This is a genomic window from Thalassospira permensis NBRC 106175, from assembly GCF_000714555.1.
In the GTDB taxonomy this organism is placed as follows: domain Bacteria; phylum Pseudomonadota; class Alphaproteobacteria; order Rhodospirillales; family Thalassospiraceae; genus Thalassospira; species Thalassospira xiamenensis.
Genome location: NZ_AUNC01000005.1, coordinates 24,739 through 46,593, shown reverse-complemented (window position 1 = coordinate 46,593; position 21,855 = coordinate 24,739). Strand labels below are relative to the sequence as shown.

The 21,855-nt window shown below is 55.9% G+C and carries 19 protein-coding genes; 7 read left to right on the top strand and 12 right to left on the bottom strand.

The window, feature by feature from the left end:
* Positions 1–37: 37 nt before the first annotated feature.
* Positions 38–1,357, bottom strand: a complete 1,320-nt coding sequence (locus SMB34_RS04235; protein WP_037987867.1) for an aspartate aminotransferase family protein — start codon at positions 1,355–1,357, stop codon at positions 38–40.
* 123 nt (positions 1,358–1,480) lie between these two features.
* Here SMB34_RS04235 and SMB34_RS04230 point away from each other — a divergent pair, with 123 nt between their 5' ends.
* Complete coding sequence (locus tag SMB34_RS04230; RefSeq protein ID WP_037987866.1) at positions 1,481–2,341, top strand: LysR family transcriptional regulator; 861 nt, start codon at positions 1,481–1,483, stop codon at positions 2,339–2,341.
* A 45-nt stretch (positions 2,342–2,386) separates the two neighbouring features.
* Here the strand turns inward: SMB34_RS04230 and SMB34_RS04225 are convergent, their stop codons facing one another.
* The 4 genes from SMB34_RS04225 to SMB34_RS04210 all read right to left on the bottom strand — a co-directional run bounded on the left by SMB34_RS04225 (position 2,387) and on the right by SMB34_RS04210 (position 8,482).
* Entirely contained in the window at positions 2,387–3,094 is a 708-nt protein-coding gene (locus tag SMB34_RS04225; protein WP_037987864.1) for a hypothetical protein, read from the bottom strand.
* Positions 3,087–3,944 (bottom strand): hypothetical protein, encoded by an 858-nt coding sequence (locus tag SMB34_RS04220; RefSeq protein ID WP_037987861.1) that lies wholly within the window; start codon positions 3,942–3,944, stop codon positions 3,087–3,089. Before SMB34_RS04220 ends, SMB34_RS04225 begins: the two co-directional genes overlap by 8 nt.
* A 260-nt stretch (positions 3,945–4,204) precedes the next feature.
* Entirely contained in the window at positions 4,205–7,294 is a 3,090-nt protein-coding gene (locus SMB34_RS04215; protein WP_051682123.1) for an FAD-binding and (Fe-S)-binding domain-containing protein, read from the bottom strand.
* A gap of 393 nt (positions 7,295–7,687) precedes the next feature.
* Entirely contained in the window at positions 7,688–8,482 is a 795-nt protein-coding gene (locus SMB34_RS04210; RefSeq protein ID WP_037987859.1) for an ABC transporter ATP-binding protein, read from the bottom strand.
* Between the two features lie 221 nt (positions 8,483–8,703).
* Between SMB34_RS04210 and SMB34_RS21505 the strand changes: the two genes are divergently transcribed.
* On the top strand, positions 8,704–8,829 hold the full coding sequence (locus SMB34_RS21505) for a hypothetical protein (RefSeq protein ID WP_276202142.1): 126 nt from the start codon (positions 8,704–8,706) through the stop codon (positions 8,827–8,829).
* A 733-nt stretch (positions 8,830–9,562) separates the two neighbouring features.
* Here SMB34_RS21505 and SMB34_RS04205 read toward each other — a convergent pair.
* The 3 genes from SMB34_RS04205 to speB form a co-directional block, all read right to left on the bottom strand.
* Positions 9,563–10,357 carry an ABC transporter permease gene (locus SMB34_RS04205; protein WP_037987857.1) on the bottom strand — a complete coding sequence of 265 codons (795 nt, stop codon included), beginning with the start codon at positions 10,355–10,357 and terminating at the stop codon, positions 9,563–9,565.
* A 53-nt stretch (positions 10,358–10,410) separates the two neighbouring features.
* Positions 10,411–11,391 (bottom strand): ABC transporter substrate-binding protein, encoded by a 981-nt coding sequence (locus SMB34_RS04200; RefSeq protein WP_051682122.1) that lies wholly within the window; start codon positions 11,389–11,391, stop codon positions 10,411–10,413.
* A gap of 83 nt (positions 11,392–11,474) precedes the next feature.
* Entirely contained in the window at positions 11,475–12,497 is a 1,023-nt protein-coding gene (gene speB, locus SMB34_RS04195; protein WP_051682121.1) for an agmatinase, read from the bottom strand.
* Between the two features lie 99 nt (positions 12,498–12,596).
* Between speB and SMB34_RS04190 the strand changes: the two genes are divergently transcribed.
* Positions 12,597–13,535 (top strand): LysR family transcriptional regulator, encoded by a 939-nt coding sequence (locus SMB34_RS04190; RefSeq protein WP_037987855.1) that lies wholly within the window; start codon positions 12,597–12,599, stop codon positions 13,533–13,535.
* A 208-nt stretch (positions 13,536–13,743) separates the two neighbouring features.
* Here the strand turns inward: SMB34_RS04190 and SMB34_RS04185 are convergent, their stop codons facing one another.
* Positions 13,744–15,246: a pentapeptide repeat-containing protein gene (locus SMB34_RS04185; protein ID WP_037987854.1), complete on the bottom strand. Its 1,503-nt coding sequence runs from the start codon at positions 15,244–15,246 to the stop codon at positions 13,744–13,746.
* A gap of 414 nt (positions 15,247–15,660) precedes the next feature.
* On the opposite strand from SMB34_RS04185, the gene SMB34_RS04180 reads away from it, so the two are divergent.
* Positions 15,661–16,872 carry a LysR family transcriptional regulator gene (locus SMB34_RS04180; RefSeq protein WP_037987853.1) on the top strand — a complete coding sequence of 404 codons (1,212 nt, stop codon included), beginning with the start codon at positions 15,661–15,663 and terminating at the stop codon, positions 16,870–16,872.
* A gap of 137 nt (positions 16,873–17,009) precedes the next feature.
* Here SMB34_RS04180 and SMB34_RS04175 read toward each other — a convergent pair whose 3' ends face one another.
* Complete coding sequence (locus SMB34_RS04175) at positions 17,010–17,777, bottom strand: outer membrane protein (protein WP_240478741.1); 768 nt, start codon at positions 17,775–17,777, stop codon at positions 17,010–17,012.
* A 286-nt stretch (positions 17,778–18,063) separates the two neighbouring features.
* Here SMB34_RS04175 and SMB34_RS04170 point away from each other — a divergent pair, with 286 nt between their 5' ends.
* From SMB34_RS04170 to SMB34_RS04160, 3 genes are all read left to right on the top strand, one after another.
* Positions 18,064–19,179, top strand: coding sequence for a patatin-like phospholipase family protein (locus tag SMB34_RS04170; protein WP_037987847.1), 1,116 nt, complete (start codon positions 18,064–18,066; stop codon positions 19,177–19,179).
* Positions 19,180–19,469: 290 nt separating this feature from the next.
* Positions 19,470–19,940, top strand: coding sequence for a hypothetical protein (locus tag SMB34_RS04165; RefSeq protein ID WP_051682120.1), 471 nt, complete (start codon positions 19,470–19,472; stop codon positions 19,938–19,940).
* Positions 19,941–20,142: 202 nt separating this feature from the next.
* Positions 20,143–20,673 carry a sugar O-acetyltransferase gene (locus SMB34_RS04160; protein WP_276202141.1) on the top strand — a complete coding sequence of 177 codons (531 nt, stop codon included), beginning with the start codon at positions 20,143–20,145 and terminating at the stop codon, positions 20,671–20,673.
* A gap of 140 nt (positions 20,674–20,813) precedes the next feature.
* Here the strand turns inward: SMB34_RS04160 and SMB34_RS04155 are convergent, their stop codons facing one another.
* The gene (locus SMB34_RS04155; protein WP_037987842.1) at positions 20,814–21,347 is read right to left on the bottom strand and encodes a cytochrome b/b6 domain-containing protein; all 534 of its coding nucleotides are present in this window, start codon (positions 21,345–21,347) and stop codon (positions 20,814–20,816) included.
* A 116-nt stretch (positions 21,348–21,463) separates the two neighbouring features.
* Positions 21,464–21,769 (bottom strand): PepSY domain-containing protein, encoded by a 306-nt coding sequence (locus tag SMB34_RS04150; protein WP_037987840.1) that lies wholly within the window; start codon positions 21,767–21,769, stop codon positions 21,464–21,466.
* Positions 21,770–21,855: the final 86 nt, after the last annotated feature.

Below are 21,855 nucleotides of genomic sequence, written 5' to 3'. Positions count from 1 at the left end.
GGCTTTTGTCTTTTTTGGCGGGGTGAGGAGGGGGCGATTAGCGGTCCGACAATGCGCCTTCAATCGATTTGGCGATGATCGACAGGCCAAGGTCGAGCTCCGCGTCGCTAATCGTCAGCGGCGGGGCAATGCGGAACACACCGCCCATGCCGGGCAGCTTGACGATATTCATGCTAAGCCCGTTTTTGAACGCCTCGGTCGCAATCGCGGCCCCCAGATCATGATCGGGTTCCCGGAACTGGCCATCCGCGCCACGTTTGACGATCTCCACACCCAGCATAAGCCCCCGCCCGCGCACATCGCCGACGCAATCATACCGGTCTTTGAGCCTTGATAATCCATCAAACAGCTTCTGACCCGATGTCCGGGCGCGGTCGACAAGTTTCTCGTCGCGTACTACGTCAAGCACGGTCACACCGACCGCGGCGGGCAGGGGATCGGACACATGGGTGGTGTAAAACAGGAAGCCCTTTTCATGGGCGGCATCCTCGATTTCAGCCGTGGTCATGACAGCCGCCAGTGGCAGGCCAGCACCGATGGTTTTGGACAGGGTCATGATATCGGGTGTCACGCCATCGCGTTCAAAGGCGAACATATCGCCGGTGCGGCCCACGCCCGTCTGGGCCTCGTCCAGGATCAGCAACATGCCGCGTTCAACGCATTTCTGTTTAAGCGCGGCCAGATATCCCTTGGGCAGCGGCAACATGCCGCCCGATGACAGGATCGGTTCGGCAATAAAGGCGGCAAGATTGCCGGTCGACTGGCTATCGACCAGATTAAACGCATCATCAAGCTCCGTCTGCCAGTCAAGCGACCCGTCGGCATGTTTGAAGCGCGGGCGAAAGGCATTGGGGGCGGGAATGGCGAATGATCCGACGGCCGCCGGGCCATATCCCTTGCGCCCGGCACTATAGGTTGCCGATGCGGCAACGCCGGTCATCCCGTGCCAGCTTTTGGAAAAGGCGACGATTTCATGCTTGCCGGTGACAAGCTTTGCCATGCGGATCGCGGCCTCGTTGGACTCTGCCCCGGTGGAGAGCAACAAAACCCGATCCAGCCCCGGTGCCAGTTCCGCCAGACGTTCGGCCAATGTCACCACCGGGCGGGACAGCATGCCGCTAAACAGATGGGCGACTTTTTCGACCTGGCTTTGCACGGTTTCGACGATTTTCGGGTGTCCGTGACCCAAAAGGGCGCTCATTTGACCGGATGTGAAATCCAGAATGGGACGGTCATCGGCGTCATAAACGAACGATCCCTTGGCGCGTTCGATGATGGCGGGTTCGAACGTGCCGCCATAGCGGATCAGGTGTTTTTTGGCGGCGTCCCAGAATTTCGGATCGGCGTTGCGTGACATGATCGGCTCCCTGCAAGCATGTGTCTTTGATTGATCCAGATGGTATCTGCTGGCAGGCAACCCGTAAAATTGATAGTTATGGCATTCTGGTATTGGAAAAATTGATATGGTGCTGGGGCGGCGATGCAGACTTTGCTTGATCTCAAATTGCTTGCGACCTTCGTGCGGGCCGCGCATTCCGGCACGCTCAGCGCCACCGCCATTCAGGTGGGCCGCACGCAATCAACCGTGACCATGCAAATCCAGCGTCTTGAAGAAACGCTGGGCCAAAGCCTGTTTCACCGAAGCGGCAGCGGGGTGAGCCTGACCGGGGCGGGGGAGCGGTTTCTGGGCTATGCCGAGCGGATTTTACGCCTGCATGACGAGGCGGTTTCGGCCTTTTCCGACAAGGGTTTGCATGGCTCGATGGTGTTTGGCTGTCCGGAGGATTACCTGATCACGTTTTTCCCGGCTTTGCTTAAAAGCTTTGGCACCATCCACCCGGATGTCGAGATCAAGGTGGTATCGGCGCCAAGCCCGGAATTGAACCGCCTGCTGCATGCCAGCCAGATCGATATGGCCATCACCTCGACCCCGGAAATCCATGACCGGCACAAGATCGTGCGCACCGAACAGCTCGCCTGGGTCGGAAGCAAACCGGCGCTGGAACTCCATGATTTCCCCGATGGCGCCATTCCGCTTGCGATGCCGGCCTCAAACGCCATGGATCACAAGGCGGCCTGTGATGCGATGGATGAGGCGGGGATGCGCTATAAAATATCCTATGCCAGCAATAGCCTGACCGGCCTGATCGCGGTGGCACGGTCCGGCCTTGCGATCAGTGTCATGATGCAAAAGGCCGTCCCGGCGGACCTTTACATCCTCAAATCCCCGATGCCTGCCTTGCCGCAACTGGGTTTGCAGGTCGTGACATCAAGCACCGCGCGCAGCCCGGCGATTAGCGCGTTTGGGGATCACATCCGCAATTTGTTGCCGTTTTTGTGATTATGAAAATAACATTCTAGGTTTTGTTTGTATATTTTTTTGAGTTTAGGTTGTTTCGTTTGATTGTATTTCTTTTATTATTTCTTTGCATAATTTTTCTTCAATATCTATTTTTCCATATTCTTCTAATCCCTCTTCGTGGTTTTCAATTTTTATTTTTATGTTAATCTCCTTTTTTATTTCATCTTCGATTTCAGAAAAGAAGCTTAACTGTCCGATTTTTGTTGCTCTTGTGTACGGTTTAAATTTCTCAAAGAATCCTAAAGGTCGTGACGTGGGCATGCTTTTAAAGTGTGGTGTATATTTTTCGCCGTACTGATTTGATTTTTTTGAAATTTCCGAAGATATTTCTTTGTTTCTGAAGTTAAACAAATCAATTTCCATTGATTTTTCTAGTTCTTCTTTTTTTATAAGTTTCTTTATGGAGTTTTTTTTGTTTATTTCCATTTCAACTATTTTTGATTCATAATCTTTTTTGGTCGTTATAGATATAAATCTACCAAAAAATTTCACGTTTTTATTTTTGTCTGTGTGTCGAAATTCTGCTTCGAATGTTCCGAATAAAGTAAATGTTCCATCTATGTCAAATTCAATTATTGAGTGATCTGTGAAAGGGATTGACATTGGCGAAATGTTTTTAAATATTTTTGATTTATCTATTCCTGCATCGTCAGCTATTCGTGCAATTTCAGTTGACTGACTTGAGAAGATTCGTTGTATGGCTGGGATATTCCATTCTTTATCATCACTCATCTTCCCATTCCTCTTCGATCATAGGGGCCGTAGACAGATCGCATAGCGTGAACGTGCTATGATTTGCTCCGCTTTTGTCGAAAGAGAGGCCAGTTTCCATAAGCTTGTTCCTCAGAAACTGTTCTGCCAGAAATAGTTTTTTGGGATCAGACTTTTTTGTATCTTTCCATTCAAGGTTCTCTGCCTTGTAACGGATATCGCTAATATGGATATCTTCTCTTTTGCACCGAATGGTAAGCTGTACTTCCGGTTCTAAAGCTTTGGAATCTTTGCCTCTCTCATCGCGTATCGTCATTAGAGGCTGTTCTTTAGGATCCCATCCGCTACCCTCTAAAAAAGCCTCTTGGCTATTTCCTGCTTGTAGTTCATGTGCGGGTGACAACAACCATATTGGATTGCCATCGTTGCCGTAAGTTGTTGTGATTTTTATCTCAAATAAATCGCGATTATTTGTAAGCTGTCGCTCGTGCTGCTTTGTGGTATTGGCTTCGGCAACGAGGCTTGCATCTGCGAGGATTCCGCTGGTTTTGGCTATTAATGCAAGCCCTCCACCAACCTTGGATGACTTCTGTTCCTTAATGCTTTCTGTGTGATTCACTGTTTTGACGCGAGAAAGATCAAGTGTTTTCTCGGGGTTGATTTTAACATCACCAACTGGTCGAGCTAATATTTCTGCTGCTTTTAACCTGACTGCGAATTCGACATTGTCGTTGTCGCCTCCACCGAGCCTTCCTTTATGAAAATGTACGCGCGCATGGATTGTCATTATTTTTGATGATCGATTTTTCTTCTTGTGCCATGCGTCCACCCCAAGCAGAGCATCAAGATGTCGTATTCTGTTACCTGCCATCGTAGGGGGCTCTCCACGTTCTTTTGGGGGACAGAAAATGTTAATACGGCTTGGTTTTAGCTAAAACCGAAAGATTATAACTCAGTATTTGTATGCTTTGAATGCGCTCAAAGCTGATGATGCCTAATTGAAGGCAAATTTTAATAAAACTTTGAAATAAACTCTCTCACGAAGCAAGAAGAAATCCTTTCTCTCGAAAATGAACTATGTATTTCAAAGTCATAGATTTTTAGCGGAGATAATTTTTCCGTTGATGGGGCTTAGACCAACTCCGCCAGATATTCCACGGGATGCTTGGGCTTCGCCCCTTCAAATCGTGCGACCTGACAGCGGCAGGAATAGCCGGTGACGAGCATGTTATCCAAGCCCGTCTGATCGACTTTCTTTTTCCAGCTTTGGTCATAAAGGGCGCGGGAGGTTTCCTGATGGCGGGTTTCGTGGCCGTAAACGCCGGCCATGCCGCAGCATCCGGTTTTCCCGGTCGCGAGTTTGATGCCAAAGGCCTCGAAAATCTTTTGCCATTTGATGCTGACATCGGGGATTGATGTTTTTTCCGTGCAATGCGGGAAGAGCGTTGCCGGGGATGACGCAGACGCAGGGTTTGCGCCGGTTGCGGGCAGGGTGAGGCGGTTTTCCGTGATCTCGCCCGCCAGCCATTCATGGAACAGATGCACGCGGTAATCCGGGCGGTCCGTGCCAAGGCGCTGGGCGTATTCCTGCCGATAGGTGAGCGTCACACTGGCCTCAATCCCGATCAGGGGGACGCCGGTTTTCGCCATTCGGCCATAGACAATATCGTTTTGCTTTGCCTGATAATCAAAGCGTTTGAGGAAGCCCTTCACATGCAATGCCTTGCCATTCGGGCGATAGGGCGGCACGAAAACGCGGTAACCAAGCTTTTGCAGCAGGTCGATATGGGCGGTGAAAACATCGATGTCATAGTGGCTGGTGAAGCAATCTTGCAAAAGCACCACGGATTTGGCACGATCCGCAGCGGAAAGCGCTTCGAGCTCGGCGAGCCTGAATTTGCCGATGCCGCGTTTGCGAAGGGCCGAACGCACGCTTTGGCGGCTGAGTTTTGGCAAATCGGTCAGGCCGATCAGGCTTTTGAAAATCCACGGCAGCGGCGGGATGGATTGCAAGCTATTGAAAAGCAACGGTGCCTTGGCCATCAGGGGCGCAATGCTTTCAAGCTGTGCGATCACGTAATCCTTCACCGGGCGTTTGTAACGGGTGTGATAGGCCTCCAGGAAGCGTGATTTCATTTCCGGGATATCGACCTTGACCGGGCATTGCCCCGCACAGGCCTTGCACGACAGGCAACCGGCCATCGCATCATAGACATCGTGCGAGAAATCGCGCGCATTGATCACGGCGAGGTCCTGATTGCGCGGATCGGTGCCGACCGAAAGCTGCCTTATCCATTCACGGACAAGGCCTGCCCGGCCCTTGGGCGAATGAACGCGGTCGCGTGTGACTTTGTAGGACGGGCACATCGCATCCATCAGGTCCCAGTTAAAGCAGGCCCCATTGCCGTTGCACCGCGTCGCGTTAAGGTATTCATCACGCAGCCTGTCTTCGATCTGGCGGTCAAGCTGGCCACGCATCGGGGCTTCGTCAATTGCGGTGATCGGGGTGTTTTTCGAATAGGGGGAGGCGATCTTGCCGGGGTTTAATTGTCCTTCCGGATCAAAGGCTTCCTTGATGCGCTTGAGCACATCATAAAGCTCCGGCCCGAAATAGGTGGGCGAATATTCACCGCGGAAACCCTTGCCATGTTCGCCCCAGATCAGGCCGTTATATTTTTTGGTCAGGTCCACAACCCTGTCCGATACACGGCGCAGGCGCGCTTCGTCCTGCTCGTCACACATGTCAAGCAACGGGCGGACATGCAGACAGCCGACATCGACATGGCCAAACATGCCGTAATCAAGGCCTTCGGCGTCGAGCAAAGCGCGGAATTCCGCGATAAAATCGGCAAGGTTTTCGGGCGGGACGGCGGTATCTTCGACAAAGGGGGTCGCGCGGCGCTTGCCCTCCAGATTGCCAAGCAGGCCAACCGATTTCGCCCGGATTGACCAGATGGCGGCGATTTGGGTGGGGTCGGTGGCCTGCACAAAGCCGATGGGGGCGTGATCTGCATTCGGATGGGCATCAAGATGGGCGCGAAGTTCGGCCTGTTTTGCCGCGACTTCCTCGGGTGTTTCGCCAACAAATTCAACGACATTGAAGCCGCGTGTCTGGACCGTGCTGCCCTCTGTGCCCAGCAATTTGCCCAGCAGATGCCAGCTTTCATCCTGCTTTGCCAGCTCCATGACCTTGTCATCGATGCTCTCAATCGCGACCGGGTCAAACTGCACAAGGGTGCCGACATGGCGAAGCGCACTGTCGAAGCTGTCATAACGCACCACCGTGACCGCCTTGTGCTTTGGCAGGGGAATGACACGCAGCGTGATTTCCTTGACCATGCCAAGGCTGCCCTCCGCCCCGGCGATCAGGAAGCTTAAATTCATATCCCCTTGATCCGAAACGGCTTCCTTGATGTTATAGCCCGTAAGCCCCCGGTTCATTTCCGGGAAAATCGCGTTGATCTGATCGCGGCGCGGCATGATTTCGTCGTGGATTTTGCGATAAAGCCGACCGGTGCGGTCATTGCGGTTCATGATTTCGGCGGCGTCCGTGGCACTCATCGCATGGGTGCGGAAATCGGTGCCGTCGATCAGAACGGTGGTCATGTCATTGATATAATGGCTTGTTTTGCCATAAATCCGCGATCCCTTGCCGGAGCTATCGGACCCGATCATGCCGCCAATGGTCGCCCGGCTGGCGGTGGAAACGGCGGGCGGGAAGAAGAAACCGTGCGGTTTGAGCCAAGCATTCAGCTGATCAAGCACCACGCCCGGTTCGACATGGACCAGCCCCTTTTCGGCATCAAAACCCAGTATGTTATTGAGATGCTTGGATGTATCGAGCGTGATGGTGGTGTTGAGAGACTGGCCATTGGTGCCCGTCCCGCCGCCGCGCGGGGTGATTTTGACCTCGCTAAATTCCTCGCGCCCGGCAAGTTCCATCACAACGTTGATATCATTGCGGTTTTTGGGTTGCAGGACAGCGGTTGGCATCACCTGATAGACGCTGTTGTCGGTGGCATTGATCAGGCGGGACGGGAAATCGGCATGGATTTCACCGGCAAATTTGCCTTCTTTTTCAAGGGTTTTGAGGAAACCAAGTGTCAGACTGTCAAGCGACCGGTCCGGGGTCAGAACCGGCAGGCGATTGAAGCGCGAAAAGCTGCGGCGGGCGGGTTTTGGCGCGGGTGTCGGCTTGGCGATTGGGGCGGGCGCGGTCATGATGTCTCTCTGGGCTTTTTTGCGGCGCGGGCGGCATTATTTTCCCCATTTGACAGGAGGCCGATTAAATAGACAAATTTAAAATTCCGAACGATTATTCATTTTTAGTGAATAATCCGATTTTTCAACCCGGTCGGTGGCCCTATGCCGAACGTGCCGAGGGGGCAAAAAAGGGCTCCGGCGTCGGTTTTGTTAAAGTCGTATTATATGATTATAATGAATTTTGTATAAATTATACTATCACTTTGGCGCGCAAATGGTCCCGATCCATCAGTAAAACGGCGGTGTTCAGCGCTTTGAGGCACCGCCAACGTGGGAAATTATAAAAGTCTTATCATATGATTTTTTTTTGATGCTGTTTGAGCCTCATTTCCGCCCCGGTATTCGCCTGGGTCACGCCAATACCGGTTCCGGCGTATCGGCCCGCACCGATTCATCATGCATCAGCGACAGGATGGTTTTTTTGTAATGCATGAATTCGGACGAGGTCAGGGCATCGATGCTGCGCGGGCGGGGAATGTCGATGGCAAGCGACTGTTTGATTTTGCCGGGACGCGCGGTCATGACATGGACCTCGTCGCCCAGGAAGATCGCCTCGTCAATGTCATGGGTGATGAACAGCACGGTTTTGCGGCGGCTTTGCCAGACATCAAGCAGTAGTTCCTGCATCAGCTGGCGGGTCTGGCTATCAAGCGCGCCAAAGGGTTCATCCATCAGAAGAATGCGCGGATCGTTGGCAAGGGCACGGGCCAGTGCCACGCGCTGGCGCATCCCGCCGGAAAGTTCCTTGGGGTATGATCCCTCGAACCCGGTCAGGTGCACCGCCCGGATCAGATCATCGGCAATGTCCTCGCATTCGGATTTCGGCAGTTTTTTAAGCTGCGGCCCGAACATGATGTTTTCGCGCACGGTCAGCCACGGAAACAGGGTGTAGCTTTGAAACACCATACCCCGGTCGGCCGACGGCCCGGCAATTGGCTGCCCATCAAGCGCCATCGTGCCCGACGTCGGGATCTCCAGCCCCGCCACCAGTCGCAACAGCGTTGATTTGCCACAGCCCGACGGGCCGACAATCACCGAAAACGTATCATGGGCAACCGAAAGTGACACATCATCAAGGGCCAGAACCGGCGGCTTTCCCTTGGGCTCGAAACGGACCGTGATATCGGAAAGGGTGAGCATGCTCATGATGTTATCCTTGATGTGTTCGGGAAGCGGGCACCCGGTTGCACGGGGCAGGGTAAAGGGGGGCTGTCGCGTCGACCTTGCAGGAGGCAGCGTATGGATGCCGACGGAGGTTTGGGGTTTGCGGACTGGGTCGCCGGGCGGAGGTTGTCGTTCGGGGCTTGCAAGAGGCAGCGTAGAACCGACGGCCAAGGTTCGGGCGCGGGTTGGGTCGCGAAGGTGGCATGTGCCGTCCTGTTGGTGCCGTCGATGCCTTCGTCTTTGCCGTTTCTGCCGCTGCCATTTTCGCGGCTATCGTGGTCGCGCGGGGCGTTGGAGCCGTGCGCGGAGCAGCATGGATCGGGGCCTGATTTTTCGTGCGGGCCTTGCGGGAGGCAGCGTAGAACGGGCCGCCGAGGTTTGGGCGTTGCGGGTTTGGTTGCCGGGCAGGGAGTGCTGGCTTCGCCCTGCAATCGGCAGCGTAGAACGTTCGGCCAAGCTTTGGACCTTGCGGGATTTCTGGTGTTGCCGTTCCTGCCCGTGCAGTGGCCGCGTGGGGCGTTGGAACGGTGCGCGGGGCAGCGTATATCCGGGGTGTGTTTGTTGCGCGGGCTTTGCGGGAGGCAGCGTAGAACTCGTGGCCAAGGTTTGGGCGCTGCGGGTTCGATTGTGAGGGTGGCAGGTGCATGTGCCGTTCTGTTGCTGCTGTCGCTGCCTTTGTCTTTGCCGTTCCCGCCACTGCCCGCGGCTACCGTCACCGCGTGGGGCGTTGGAGCGGTGCGCGGAGCAGCATGGATCGGGGCCGGGTTGGTCGTTCGGGGCTTGCAAGAGGCAGCGTAGAACCGACGGCCAAGGTTCGGGCGCGGGTTGGGTCGCCGGGCAGGGAGTGCTGCCTTCGCCCTGCAATCGGCAGCGTATATCCGGGGTGTGTTTGTTGCGCGGGCTTTGCAGGAGGCAGCGTATAGCTCTTGGTCAAGGCTTGGGCGTTGCCGTGCTGCGGGGGGGGGCTGATGCCGTTTTGGGGGCATCTGCTGTGTGCGTTGCTGCTTGTGCTTCTGATGGGGCATGTCACGGTGCATGTGAGCGTATCCGTCTTGCATGGCCTTAGAAATCCGCAGACCAGGGCAGGAGCTTTTTGCGCAGCACCTTGAAGATGAAATCGGTGATCAGGCCCAAGATGCCGATGGTAAACACACCCAGCAGGATGACGTCGGTAAACAGGCCGCGCATGGCATTGAGGATCATATAGCCAAGGCCGGTATCGGCGGCGACCAGTTCTGCCACCACCAGATAGGTCCAGGCCCAGCCCATGGTAACGCGCAGGTTATCCATGACACCGGGCATGCAGGCCGGAACCAGAATGCGAAGGGCCACCTGTTTGCGGTTGGCACCGAGCGTATAGGCGCAATCAATCAGATCCTTGGACACACGGGCCGAGACATCGGAAATCAGGATAAGCTGCTGAAAGAAGGTGCCCAGAAAAATCACCATGATTTTCTGTTCGATGCCGATCCCGACCCAGAGGATCAGAAGCGGGATCAGGGCCGATACCGGGATATAGCGCATGAAGCCGGTCAGCGGTTCAACCAAGGCCTGAACGGCGCGAAAGCTTCCCATCAGGATGCCGATCGGAACGGCGAAGATGGAAGCAAGGATAAAGCCCGACAGAATGACCGAGAGGCTGGCCCCGATATGATGAAACAGCGAGAGATTGCCGATGCGCTTGATCGCGGCTTCGATTACCTCGTGCGGGGCGGCAAGGAAGTCCTTTGGCGTGATGCCGCCATAGGTGAGCAGGCACCAGAGACCGAGGACAAGAGAAACCGAACAGAGCGACAATCCGATAAAGGCGGATTTCGGTATTTCGGTCTTGGGCGAAAACAGCGATCTGGTCCACATGGTGCTTGCTCTTTTATGGTCGTCGGAAGGTGGCGATTTAGATGAAATGCAGCTTACTTCACGATGTCAGCGGCAATCAGGCTTGCCGGTTCGGCATCAATGGTAAACAGGCCGCCTTCTTCGCCAAGGGTCTTGGCGTTTTTGATCGTGCCCAGAATGCCGCCTTCGTTGGACGGGTCCATGAAGGTCTTGTTCATCGCATCGTCATAGAAAACGATACCGGCACGGGTTTCGGCAAACACCGCCGGGTCTTCAAGCCAGCCGCCAACACCCTTTGCCATGATTTCATCGGCTTCTTCGACATTGTCCTTCTGCCATGCAATCGCCTTGGACCATGCCCGGTACAGGCCTTCCATTGCCGGGCGGTTTTTTTCCAGCATGTCATTGGTGGTGACCATGATGTCGGTGATCAGGCCCGGGGTTTTGGTGCTGTCGACCAGAACATGCCCATGATCGGTATCCTTGCCGCGCGTCAGCCACGGTTCCCACGTCACCGCCGCATCGACCTTCTGCGCGACAAAGGCCGCACCGGCATCGCCGGCCGACATGTTAAGCGCGTTAACATCCGAAAGCTTCATCCCGGCGTCTTTCAGAAGGACGCTCAGGAAAAACTGCGAAACCGAGCCCTCGGTAAAGGCGATGGATTTGCCCTTGAGGTCGGCAATGGTTTTGATGTCCTTGCCCGCGACAATGCCATCGCCGCCGCGTGAATCATCGAGCGCGAACAGGTAGGATAACGGGTGTTCGGGGCTGTAGAAGGCCAGCACCGTATCAATGGTGGTGACGGCAACGTCAATCCGGCCAGCGGCCAGGGCCGGCATGCGGGTTTTGACGTCTTCCATCACGACGAGTTCTACATCAAGGCCTTCTTCTTCGAAGAATCCCTTGTCGCGTGCGATGTAAAGCGGGCCATACCCGACCCATGTGGAATGGGCGATGGTAAGTTCCTGATTGGCCGATGCCGGGGCCGACAGGCCCCAAACCGTGCCAAGGGCGATGGCCGACAGGCACAGTCCTTTGAACAGATGTTTCATTTCAAGTCTCCGCTGTGAAGTTCACTGATGATGTTTTTATGGATGGGGGCTTTGGCCCCCTTTATGGACGTCATTTATGGGCGTTATTTGTTGTTGGGGTTGCGTGTAGCTGGTGACGTGGCCAGAACACAAAGCAGTTCAAACATGATCGAAATGCCAAGCCATGCGGTGCCGCCCGATGGATCAAAGGGCGGGGAAACCTCGACCAGATCGGCCCCGATCAGGTTAAGGCCATCCAGCGCGCGCACCATGCGCTGTGCCTCCCGGCTGGTGAAGCCGCCGATTTCGGGCGTGCCGGTGCCGGGTGCAAAGGCGGGATCGATGCTGTCGATGTCAAAGCTGACATAGGTGGGCTGATTGCCGACGATCTTGCGGGCTTCCGCCATCACGGCATCAATGCCGCGATCCTCGACTTCTTCCATGCGGATGATGCGCACCCCTTGGGCAAGGCCCCATTCGACATCCTCGCCATCATACATGGTGCCGCGAATGCCGATCTGAACGACGCGTTTGGGATCAAGATAGCCGTCCTCAATCGCGCGGCGGAAGGGCGTTCCGTGGGTATAGCGATAGCCGTTGAAATAGCTGTCAAACAGGTCGGTATGGGCATCAAAATGCACCATGCCAAGCGGCTGATCCGCCCCCAGTGCCTTCAGGATCGGATAGGACACCAGATGATCACCCCCCGCCGAAAGGGGTGCTATGTTTCTGGCCTTGAGCGCGCCGATGAAAGCACAGACCTTATCAAGTGTATCCATGATGTCGGCCGGGTTGACCGGGCTATCGCCGAGATCGGCGACATTGCGCACGGCAAAGGGATTTAACCCCGTTACCGGATGGCGCGGGCGGATCATGGTCGACAGATCGCGCAACTGGCGCGGGCCGTGACGCGGACCGGGGCGGTTGGTGGTGCCGCCATCCCATGGCACGCCCAGAATGGCGATATCGACCTGTTCAAGGGCGGTGTCGGACAGGCCCAGCAGCGGCAGGCGCATGAAGGTCGGCACACCGGCAAAACGCGGGATTTCCATGGCCGATGGCGGCTCGAACGATTTGACAACCGGGCCGGTATGGGGCTTTGGGATGCTTGTGGTGTCGCTTGGCATGTTTTTTCTCCGTGAAGTCCTTGCATTCACGTTGCCATAGGGTGACGTGTCCAATAATATCGAACTTCAAGAGTAAACGTCGGAAATTTCCAACCTATCATGGCACCCAATGTTCCCCCGTTAAGCGATGTTGATCTGCGGCAATTGCGGATTTTTCGCGCCATTGTCGAAAGCAACGGCTTTAGTGCTGCGCAGGAACAGCTTGGCCTGTCGCGTTCGACCATCAGTGCGCAGATGTCCGCCCTTGAAACCCGGCTTGGCGTTTCGCTGTGTCGGCGCGGGCGGTCGGGCTTTGCCTTAACCGAACATGGGCAGAAGATTTATAACGAGGCGATCAAGCTTTTTGCCGCCGAGGACAGCTTTCGCGCCGAGGTTGGCGCGATCCGTGGCAGCCTTGTCGGGGAATTGCGGATTGGCGTTGTTGATGCGGTGGTGGAAAATCCCAATTGCGCGCTTGATCTCGCACTGGCGGCGTTTAACGAACGCGCACCCGATGTGCATGTCACGCTTCTGATCGTGTCACCCAACCAGATTGAAAATGCGTTGCTTAGCCGACAGATGGAAGTGGCGATTGTGCCCAACCAGCCGATGAACAGTGCGGTGCAGATGCAGCAACTGTTTTACGAGGAACAGCGGCTTTATTGCGGCATGCGCCACCCGCTTTTTGAGCGCGATACCGCGAAAATGCCGATGGAAGATGTGGCGGAGCTTACCTTTGCCAGGCGCGGCTATTCGGTGGCAACCGCGTTTCAATCGCTTTTCAAACATCCGCCGAGTGCGACGGCCTATGACATGGAAGGGCTGGCGCACCTGATTTTAAGCGGCCGGTTCGTCAGTTTCCTTCCGACCCATTTTGCCGCCCGGTGGGAAGAGCGCGGGGAAATGAAGGCGCTTCGCCCCGATTTCCTCAGCTTCAAGATCGGCATGTGCATGGCGCATTTCCCCAATACCGTGCTGTCGCGCATGGCACGCGAATTTTGCGACTGCCTGAGGGCGGTGCATCCGGTTTATGGCGGGGCGAAGAAGCGGGCGGGGTAGGTGGCGGCCTCGTTGATTTTGCTGCCTCCTTTCGTCCCTTCCGCCGCTCATGAGCACGGGCGATACCCCCCCCCATTTTCGCCCCTCCCGCGCAGGCGGGAGTCCATCGGGCTGCGGGCCCGGTGGCGATTTTGGTCGATGCGGCACAAAGGACTGGATTCCCGCCTTCGCGGGAATGACGGGGTGGGGCGATTGACCGTGCCGCGCTTTACAGGCGGAACCGGTTGCGCAGGCCAAGGCCGATCAGGAACAGGAAGACGAAACTGAGCACGCCTTGGGTGATCATGAGGATATCGACGCATAGGCCGGGGTCCGTGCCGTAAAGCGCCGTTAGTGCATCTTCACGTAAATCGCGTGATTGCGGGAGGAAGGGGAGGCTGTTGCTGGCTGACAAGACTGCACCTTGCGCCCATCCCGTCCACCCGTCGGCGGATGTTTCTGTTGCAAGTGTTCTATACAGTCCCATGCTGGCGGCGGTGAGGACGATAAGGGCGACAAAGGGCCGCAGGATATTCTGGCCGTAATCGCTAAAGGCACTAAAGGCCATATCGAGAACCGAGCCAAACCACGAGGTTTCGATCCATCGTTTCGCCCGGTTTTCATCGGCGGAAAAGCGCAGGGCGGCCTGATGATCCTTGTTGGTTTCGGCAATTTCTTTGAGGCGGCGTAGTCTTGCTGCGTCTTTCGGATCCTTTGCCAAGCGTGATAGTTTCGGTGGCCAACCAAGTTTTGGAGATATTCGCGGGAGTTTGACATTGAGGTCGCTAAGATCAACCTGATGCGAGTACCGGGTGGCGCGAATATCCGGGATGATTGAAAGATCGCCCCTAAGAGTGAGCGGTCCTTCAAAAGAAGCGCTATGTACATTCAAGGATTTTAATTTAGCAGCAGAGGGCGGGAGAACGAAAATAGTCCGGCCTTTGATTGATAATTGCTCAGCTTGAATGCGGCTCGATCCAATCGCTTTAGGAGTAAAGTGTAATTCTCGGATCTTTGCCTGACGGAAGTTTATATTCCCGTCACCCAAAATAGCACCGTCGAAGTTTACGTCGCCATTTTTAAAAGTAGCTCCATAAAAATTCGTATTTCCGTTACCAAATGTGGTGGCTTCAGTGAAGAGTAAGCTACCATCGTCAAAAGTAGATCCTCCGAAGTCTAGTTTGGCATTCTCGAATGTGGTGCTTGAGAAGTTCAAATTGCCTTGTTCGAAAGTGGCATGAGAAAACATCAACTCGACTTTATCGAAGGTTGCTCCATAGAAAGCCACTTCGCCATTGAAAGTAGATTCAGAGAAGGTCACCTTTCCGTCTGCGAATCTGGCTCCTGAAAAGTCGACCTTACCTTTACCGAATTTAGCTTTTGAGAAGTCCACCTTTTCGTTCTCGAAAGTGGCTTTATTGAAGAGCACTCCACCGCCGAATCTGGCCTCGGAGAAGATCAACTTGCCTCTACCGAAGTTACTTCTGGAGAAGTCTGTCCCACCACCAAAAGTAGCTCTGTGGAATATTTTATCCCCGTCTCCAAATTGATAGCCGACGAAGTATTTTAGTCCAAAATCATCCTCTTCAAATGAGAAGTCGATGCCGGAAAAATCAACATTCCAACCTGAATGTTGATCAACCCAACTATTCCATGCTTCTCTCCCTCGTCGCCATAGGTCCAAGGCTTCTTTGCCTTTTAACGTTGGTGCTTTCGAAGATAGATCTTTCATGAATTCATTCTCTATTTCGCGCGGGTGTGATTGCGTATCAGAATGCCCTTTAAAGTAGCGTTTGGCGATATAAAACCGGTGGGGGCGGGAGAGGTTTTGCCGTCGGCAAGCTTATCCCCTATCCGTCATTCCGGGCGAAGACCCGGAATCCATATCGCCACGGGTACGGTTTTTGACATGACCGGGTGAAGTGGATGCGGCGCGGAGGACTGGATTCCCGCGGGCGCGGGAATGACAGGGTGTGGGTGGTTTGATGCGGCGGGGCCGTGTGTTGCCCGGTGGGGTCGGGGGCGCGTGGTTTGGGCTTTTGGGGCGGTTTGGCGACGGGATGAGCGGGCGCATGCAGGAATATCTGCACAACCGTCAATTTACCCGTTAGTGTTGCAGTCTGGTCAATCAGTTAGCGGATGAAACATGCTGTCTTCCATCAGTTTGCGCCATATGCGGGTTTTTGTTGCGGTCGCCGATCATGGCACTTTTACCGCTGCGGCGGAGGTTTTGGGGCTGACGCCGTCGGGATTGACGGCGACGATCCGGCAGTTCGAGGATGTGGCGGGAACGCCGCTTTTTGATCGCACGACGCGACAGGTGACGTTAAGCGCCACGGGCGCACGGTTTTTGCCCACCGCACGCCGGTTGATCAGCGAGTTTGAAGAGGCGCTTGGCGATCTTGATGCGCTGTCCAAGGGCATTGGCGGGACGATCCGCATTGCGGCTGCGCCCTCGGTCCTGACGCGCATTCTGCCCGGCGTGATCAGCCGGTTTGTCGATGAACATCCCGATGCGCGGCTTCGCCTGGACGAGTTGAACGCGGGCGAGGTGCATGAGGCGGTGGCGCGCAACGAGGCGGATTTTGGCATTGCCGGGGAATGGCATGCCCTGCCCGATATTGCGTTCAGCCCGCTGTTTTCCGACCGGTTCGGGGTGCTGTGCCGCCCGACCCATGCCTTTGCCACGCGCAGTGCGATTGCGTGGTCGGAACTGGCCGATCAGGCCTTTGTCGGGCTGGGCCCGGAATCGGGCACGCGCGCGATGATGGCGGCACAGGGAAGCTGGGCCGGTGGCGCTGGTGGCGCTGGTAGCACTGCCGGTTCTGGTGGGGGCGGCGCGGGAGAGGTGCCGGTGGACCCGGCGGAGGTCGGGGCCTCCGACGTGCTGAAACGCGCCGCCGCCCTTGGCCTGCCTGAGGCGCAAATGGCCCTGCGCCGGGCGAATGCCAGCGAACGGGCGATTGAACGGGTGGCGAAAATGGCGAAACCCCGCCAATCGGATGCGGTCCAGAACGGCAACGGCGGCGGGGCCAAGGACGGGCCGGGCAGTGCGATGATCGACCCGGTCGCGCAATTGCGCCCGATTGTCGAAACATCCAATACGCTGACACTGGCCGCGATGGTGGCCGAAGGGGTGGGGATCACGGTGCTGCCGGAACTGGCAGCAAGGGTTGCTGACCTTGCAGCACCCGGAAAACTGGCCTTCGTGCCGCTATGCGAGCCGGTGCGCAAACGCCCGATTGGCATCATCACGCGGCAAAGCAGAAGCCTGTCACCGATTGCGCGGATCTTCCTTGCGATGGTGATGGAACAGGCCCCCAAAATGGATCTGCCTGCGGCGATTGAGTGGGGGTGAGGGGCGGTGTTACTCGCAAAGAGAATGCCGCACCAGAAGGCGGGCGTGGTGTGGCCTTCTGGTGCGTTTTGACTTTGGTAAGTGCCGGTATCCCGACCCTAGGGTCTGACCCTGGGGTCTGAACCTGGGGCCTGATCCTAGAAGCGTTTGATCAGGCCAATGCGGATATTATGGGATTGGAAATCCGAGTCATATTTGAAATCGTCGGTGTTTGCATTGTCCAGATTGTCGCTGCCATCGGTGATGTCGGGATAGTAGCTGAAGACATAATCGCCGCGCAGGACCCAGCCATCGTCAAGCATATAACCCGCACCAATCGCCGATGAAACGCCGATGGCGGTTTTGGTATCGGAGAAGGTCATGCTGTTCGGGGCTGCGTCGCTGAACCGGTGTGTGGTTTTAAACCGGCTGATGGACGGGCCCAAAGAGGCGTAAAGCTGAACCCTGTCCTGCACATATCCGATTTTTGGCCGCAGGCTTAGCGAGAAGTTTGTTTCAATGGTTGTGCTGCTGCTAAAGGCGTTGGTATTTGTATTGTAGTTTCCGCTGAAATTCTCGGTTTCAGAGAAATCCATCACGCTGACATCGCCTTCAAGCCCGTAGGTGATGTTGCCAGTTTGCCAGTCATACCCTGCCAGTAACGAGCCGGTGACATCCCATCCGTCGATCTTCCGTTGCAGCAACGGGTCAAGCTGTGTCTTGTCCCCCGCGAAGAAATAGGGCGACACGATAGCGTTTGAGTCCGGATTTGCGGCACTATAGGCACCGCCCAGTGCCAGACCGCCATAGAGGCCCTGCCAGTTTTGGGTGGATTTTGCATCTTCGGCAAATGCCGGAGTGATCCCCGAAATCATTGCCGTCATTGTGCCAAGCATCAAGGCCGCAGCCATTCTGCGTGTGTTCATTTCCCCACCCCTATATGTGAATATCGCACTGAAACTGTTCCTGAACTTTTGGGGAAAATCGTTGAGGGAAGCAAGCATATTCGTGTTTTTATATATTTGGAAAAGCTTGATAAATTGACAGTGGGATGTATCTGGCGGTGTGCCATTGGTTTGCACCGCGTGGGGTGGAGGGCAAACTGATCCGGTTCCTGGCCAATTTTAACCCTTCCAAACTGGCAATTCTTCGCATGTGCAACATATCATGAGGGTGGGCGTGGCCCGCGAGTGATGTGACGCAGGAGTTGGCATGAGCGAGAGTGCGAAGAAACCGACCGTGAAGAGCAAGGCGAACGGGCGCGGGAACGCGAACGGCAAAACCAACGGCAAGGCCAATGGCAACGGCAAGGCCAGAAAGCCGCGCAAGCATATCAGTCTGGCATTGCAGGGCGGCGGGTCTCATGGGGCGTTTACGTGGGGGGTGCTTGACCGGTTGCTGGAGGATGAGGAAATCACGGTTGAGGCGATTTCGGGGACCTCGGCCGGGGCGATGAATGCCGCGGTGGTGACGTCGGGCTTTGCCAAGGGTGGTTATGAGGGGGCCCGGATCGACCTTGAGACATTCTGGCGCGCGGTATCGGAAGCGGCCCGGTTCAGCCCGCTTCAGCGCAGCCCGATTGATATTCTGTTTGGCAACTGGTCGCTTGAAAACTCGCTGGCTTATATGTGGCTGGATATGAGTGCGAAGATGTTTTCGCCCTATGACCTGAACCCGGCGGGGGATAATCCGTTAGCCGCGATTTTGAACGAGGTTGTCGATTTCAGGGCGATCAATGAAAGCCCGGCCAAGCTTTTTGTCACCGCGACCAATGTGGAAACCGGGCAGGGGCGGGTGTTTCGCAACCCCGATATCACGGTCGATGTGCTGCTGGCGTCGGCCTGTCTGCCGACGATTTACAAGGCGATTGAAATTGACGGGGTGCCGTACTGGGACGGCGGATATTCCGGCAATCCGAGCCTGGGGCCGCTGGTGCGCGAATGCGGATCGGATGATACGGTTCTGGTACAGATCAACCCGGTCAAACGGCCCGGCGTGCCGAAAACATCGCGCGAGATTGCCAATCGGCTCAACGAGGTATCGTTTAATAGCAGCCTGATGAAAGAGCTTCGGATGATTGCGGTCCTGCGCCACGATGCGCCGACCCATGCGTGCGAGGCCAGCAAATGGGGGGCGATGCGGATGCATTGCATCGCAAGCGATGTGATGCTGGAGCTTGATCAATCCTCCAAACTCAATGCCGAATGGGATTTCATGACCATGCTGCGCGACAAGGGGCGCGAGGCGGCAGCGAAGTTTTTGCGCAAACATCGCGGCGATATTGGCGAGCGACCGACACTGGACCTTGATCTGTTTGCGCCGGATTGACGGGTGAGGGCTTGCGGGTTTGGTGGCGGGGTTTGAGGCTGCGGCACGAAGGGCTGGATTCCCGCGTGCGCGGGAATGACGGTTTTTGGGGGTGTTGCTTTTCCATCCGTTCGTCACTCCCGCGCAGGCGGGAGTCCATGGGGCTTGCGGGCTCGGTGGCGGGGGTGTGTGGTTTGGCGGGGGCGGTGGGGTCCTCTCGCGCGGCTCTCCAAGCTGTGATCGGGGCTTGATTTCCGGTTTCGGGCAAAGGCGGGTACACCGGATGGAAAGATCAATCCGGAGATAAGCAGATGTTGAAATCGGTTGTTATGGGTGGCGGGATTGCGATGGCGATGCTGGCAGGGTTTGCCGCCCCGTCGCAGGCCGCCCCGCAGGTTATCGAAATCACGCAGGTGCCCTGCCAGTTTCTGGAGCCAGAGGGCACCAACCATCATTATACCAGCACCAAGAAAGCCGATTGCGTTGCGATCAATAACGAAAGCGGTGATCAGCGCGTGGCAAAGGCCGGTGAAATGACGCTGGCACCCGGTGATTACATTTTCCGGGTCGCCAACGATGGCGTGTCCTATGAGGTCGGTTTCTGGCTGCGCGACAAGGATTATGACTGGACCGACAAGATATTGAGCCAGAAGATTTCGGTGTCGGGCGGCGGGTTGCTTAAGGGCAAGACCAAGGATTATGCCGTGACGCTTACGCCCGGTGAGTATCTTTATAGCTGCCCGCTTAATACCACGCCCAATTACAGGCTTGTGGTGAAGTAAGCTTTTTTCTGCCGCCTCCCTGACGACCCGACTGGCAGGTTTGAAGACGTCTCCCCCCTGATCTGACCTGCCGTAAAACCCGCATATGCCCCCACATATGCGGGTTTCTTTTATTTGCGCGAGGTGCGGGCGGGGCGTAATCTGGGCCCCGCCATCCTTAACAACGCCCCGGATCGATATGCCCCAAAGCGAGTTTGAAAAAATGAAGGAAGGGCAGTGGTATAGCTGCCTTGACCCGGAACTTGATGCCATGCGCGCACGTGCCCATGAGGCGGTGCATGAACACAGCATCCTGCCGCCATCTGATCGTGGCAATATCGCGTCAAAGCTGCGCGCGCTGTTTGCGCAATGTGCCGAAGATGTTCGGATCGAAACGCGGTTTCATTGTGCCTATGGGATCAATATCCGCCTTGGGCGCGATGTGTTCATCAATGTCGGCTGCACGATCCTTGATACGGCTTCGGTGATCATCGGTGATCATTCAATGCTGGGCCCGAATGTGCAGATTTATTGCGCGCAGCATCACAAGGACCCGGAGCTTCGAAAGCAGCATCTTGAAATCGCGCTGCCGGTGACGATTGGCAGGAATGTCTGGATCGGCGGCGGGGCGATCATCCTGCCGGGGGTTTGCATCGGCGATGATGCGATTGTCGGGGCCGGTTCGGTGGTGACAAAAAATGTCGCGCCCGGTGTCACGGTGGTCGGCAATCCGGCACGCGTGATGGGCGGATAGGGGCAGCAGCCCCCGATGTCCGCACACAAAAAACGGGCGGGGATAAACCCGCCCGCAAGTTTCGGCTTCGTATCCGGCAAGAAATTCGAGGGAAAATTTCAAAGGATTTTTCAGGCCGTTTGGGAGATCGCGTTCGTCGATCAGGAAATATCGTCAGACCCGGCAACCCGTTTGCGGCCATTGATCATGGCGCGGACAAGGTTTTCGTGGTGACGCAGGCTTGCCAGCAGCACCCCGCCGATATGGACCAGCACAAGGGCAAGCAGCGCATTGGCAAGGAATTCGTGGGTTTCTTCGACCCAGTCCACACCCCAGAAGGCGTCGGTTGTGTACATCCAACCCGTGAGCGCACAGCCGATCATGCCGATGATCAGGGCGACAATCATCGCAGCCCCGGCCGGGTTATGGCCGATATAGCGGTTTTCGCGGCCGGTGATGACATCGCCAAGATAGGCCATCACGACCGACGGGCGGCGGATGAATTGCGAGAAACGGGCATAGCGCGAGCCGATCAGACCCCAGATCAGGCGAAAGGCAATCAGGCCGCCGGCGGCATAACCGGCCCAGTGATGCAGGGCATCCCATTCATCAGCGGTGATCCAGGCGAGGGCGAAACTTGCCGCCAGGCCCCAGTGAAAAATACGGACCAGCGGGTCCCAGACTTTAACCTGCATTGATCGGGTTCCTTTTTTAGGCGGATGCTCCGGTGATGGGCGGGTGAGGGAGCGTCACATCACCGGAGCGGGGGCAACGGGTGCGGTTCGAGAAGATCGGATTGGAAAGAGTGGGATCAGTCTTCCTTGGTTTTGACGGCTTCGAAGGTTTTCGGGTTGAAATAGGCCTCGACCCGCTTGCCATCCGGCGTCTTGGCGTAAACTTCGTAGCAGCCGTCTTCGGTTTTGATTTTCCTGATGGTCCAGCCATCGGCCGTCAGCTTGGCCTCAAGGTTTTCCATCGGCTGCCATTCGGCTTTGGGGGCGTTGCAAAGATCATCGCTGGCGCGTGCCGGGGCGGATTGCAGGGTCAGGGCGGCACCCGCCAGAAGGGCGAAAGTCAGTGCGGTTGCGGAGGCAGTCGGGAAAAGCGTTCTTTTCATTGTCGGGGTCCTTTAAGATCAATTTGAAACAGTCAAGGTTGGCGTATCGAATGGGGTGATTCTGACGCGGTTTGCTGACAGGAAGC

Bases quoted from the DNA above. Each gene is read 5' to 3' on its own strand.
- SMB34_RS04235 (WP_037987867.1), bottom strand. From the start codon at position 1,357: ATGTCACGCAACGCCGATCCGAAATTCTGGGACGCCGCCAAAAAACAC.
- SMB34_RS04230 (WP_037987866.1), top strand. From the start codon at position 1,481: ATGCAGACTTTGCTTGATCTCAAATTGCTTGCGACCTTCGTGCGGGCC.
- SMB34_RS04225 (WP_037987864.1), bottom strand. From the start codon at position 3,094: ATGAGTGATGATAAAGAATGGAATATCCCAGCCATACAACGAATCTTC.
- SMB34_RS04220 (WP_037987861.1), bottom strand. From the start codon at position 3,944: ATGGCAGGTAACAGAATACGACATCTTGATGCTCTGCTTGGGGTGGAC.
- SMB34_RS04215 (WP_051682123.1), bottom strand. From the start codon at position 7,294: ATGACCGCGCCCGCCCCAATCGCCAAGCCGACACCCGCGCCAAAACCC.
- SMB34_RS04210 (WP_037987859.1), bottom strand. From the start codon at position 8,482: ATGAGCATGCTCACCCTTTCCGATATCACGGTCCGTTTCGAGCCCAAG.
- SMB34_RS21505 (WP_276202142.1), top strand. From the start codon at position 8,704: ATGTGCCGTCCTGTTGGTGCCGTCGATGCCTTCGTCTTTGCCGTTTCT.
- SMB34_RS04205 (WP_037987857.1), bottom strand. From the start codon at position 10,357: ATGTGGACCAGATCGCTGTTTTCGCCCAAGACCGAAATACCGAAATCC.
- SMB34_RS04200 (WP_051682122.1), bottom strand. From the start codon at position 11,391: ATGAAACATCTGTTCAAAGGACTGTGCCTGTCGGCCATCGCCCTTGGC.
- speB (WP_051682121.1), bottom strand. From the start codon at position 12,497: ATGCCAAGCGACACCACAAGCATCCCAAAGCCCCATACCGGCCCGGTT.
- SMB34_RS04190 (WP_037987855.1), top strand. From the start codon at position 12,597: ATGGCACCCAATGTTCCCCCGTTAAGCGATGTTGATCTGCGGCAATTG.
- SMB34_RS04185 (WP_037987854.1), bottom strand. From the start codon at position 15,246: ATGAAAGATCTATCTTCGAAAGCACCAACGTTAAAAGGCAAAGAAGCC.
- SMB34_RS04180 (WP_037987853.1), top strand. From the start codon at position 15,661: ATGCTGTCTTCCATCAGTTTGCGCCATATGCGGGTTTTTGTTGCGGTC.
- SMB34_RS04175 (WP_240478741.1), bottom strand. From the start codon at position 17,777: ATGAACACACGCAGAATGGCTGCGGCCTTGATGCTTGGCACAATGACG.
- SMB34_RS04170 (WP_037987847.1), top strand. From the start codon at position 18,064: ATGAGCGAGAGTGCGAAGAAACCGACCGTGAAGAGCAAGGCGAACGGG.
- SMB34_RS04165 (WP_051682120.1), top strand. From the start codon at position 19,470: ATGTTGAAATCGGTTGTTATGGGTGGCGGGATTGCGATGGCGATGCTG.
- SMB34_RS04160 (WP_276202141.1), top strand. From the start codon at position 20,143: ATGAAGGAAGGGCAGTGGTATAGCTGCCTTGACCCGGAACTTGATGCC.
- SMB34_RS04155 (WP_037987842.1), bottom strand. From the start codon at position 21,347: ATGCAGGTTAAAGTCTGGGACCCGCTGGTCCGTATTTTTCACTGGGGC.
- SMB34_RS04150 (WP_037987840.1), bottom strand. From the start codon at position 21,769: ATGAAAAGAACGCTTTTCCCGACTGCCTCCGCAACCGCACTGACTTTC.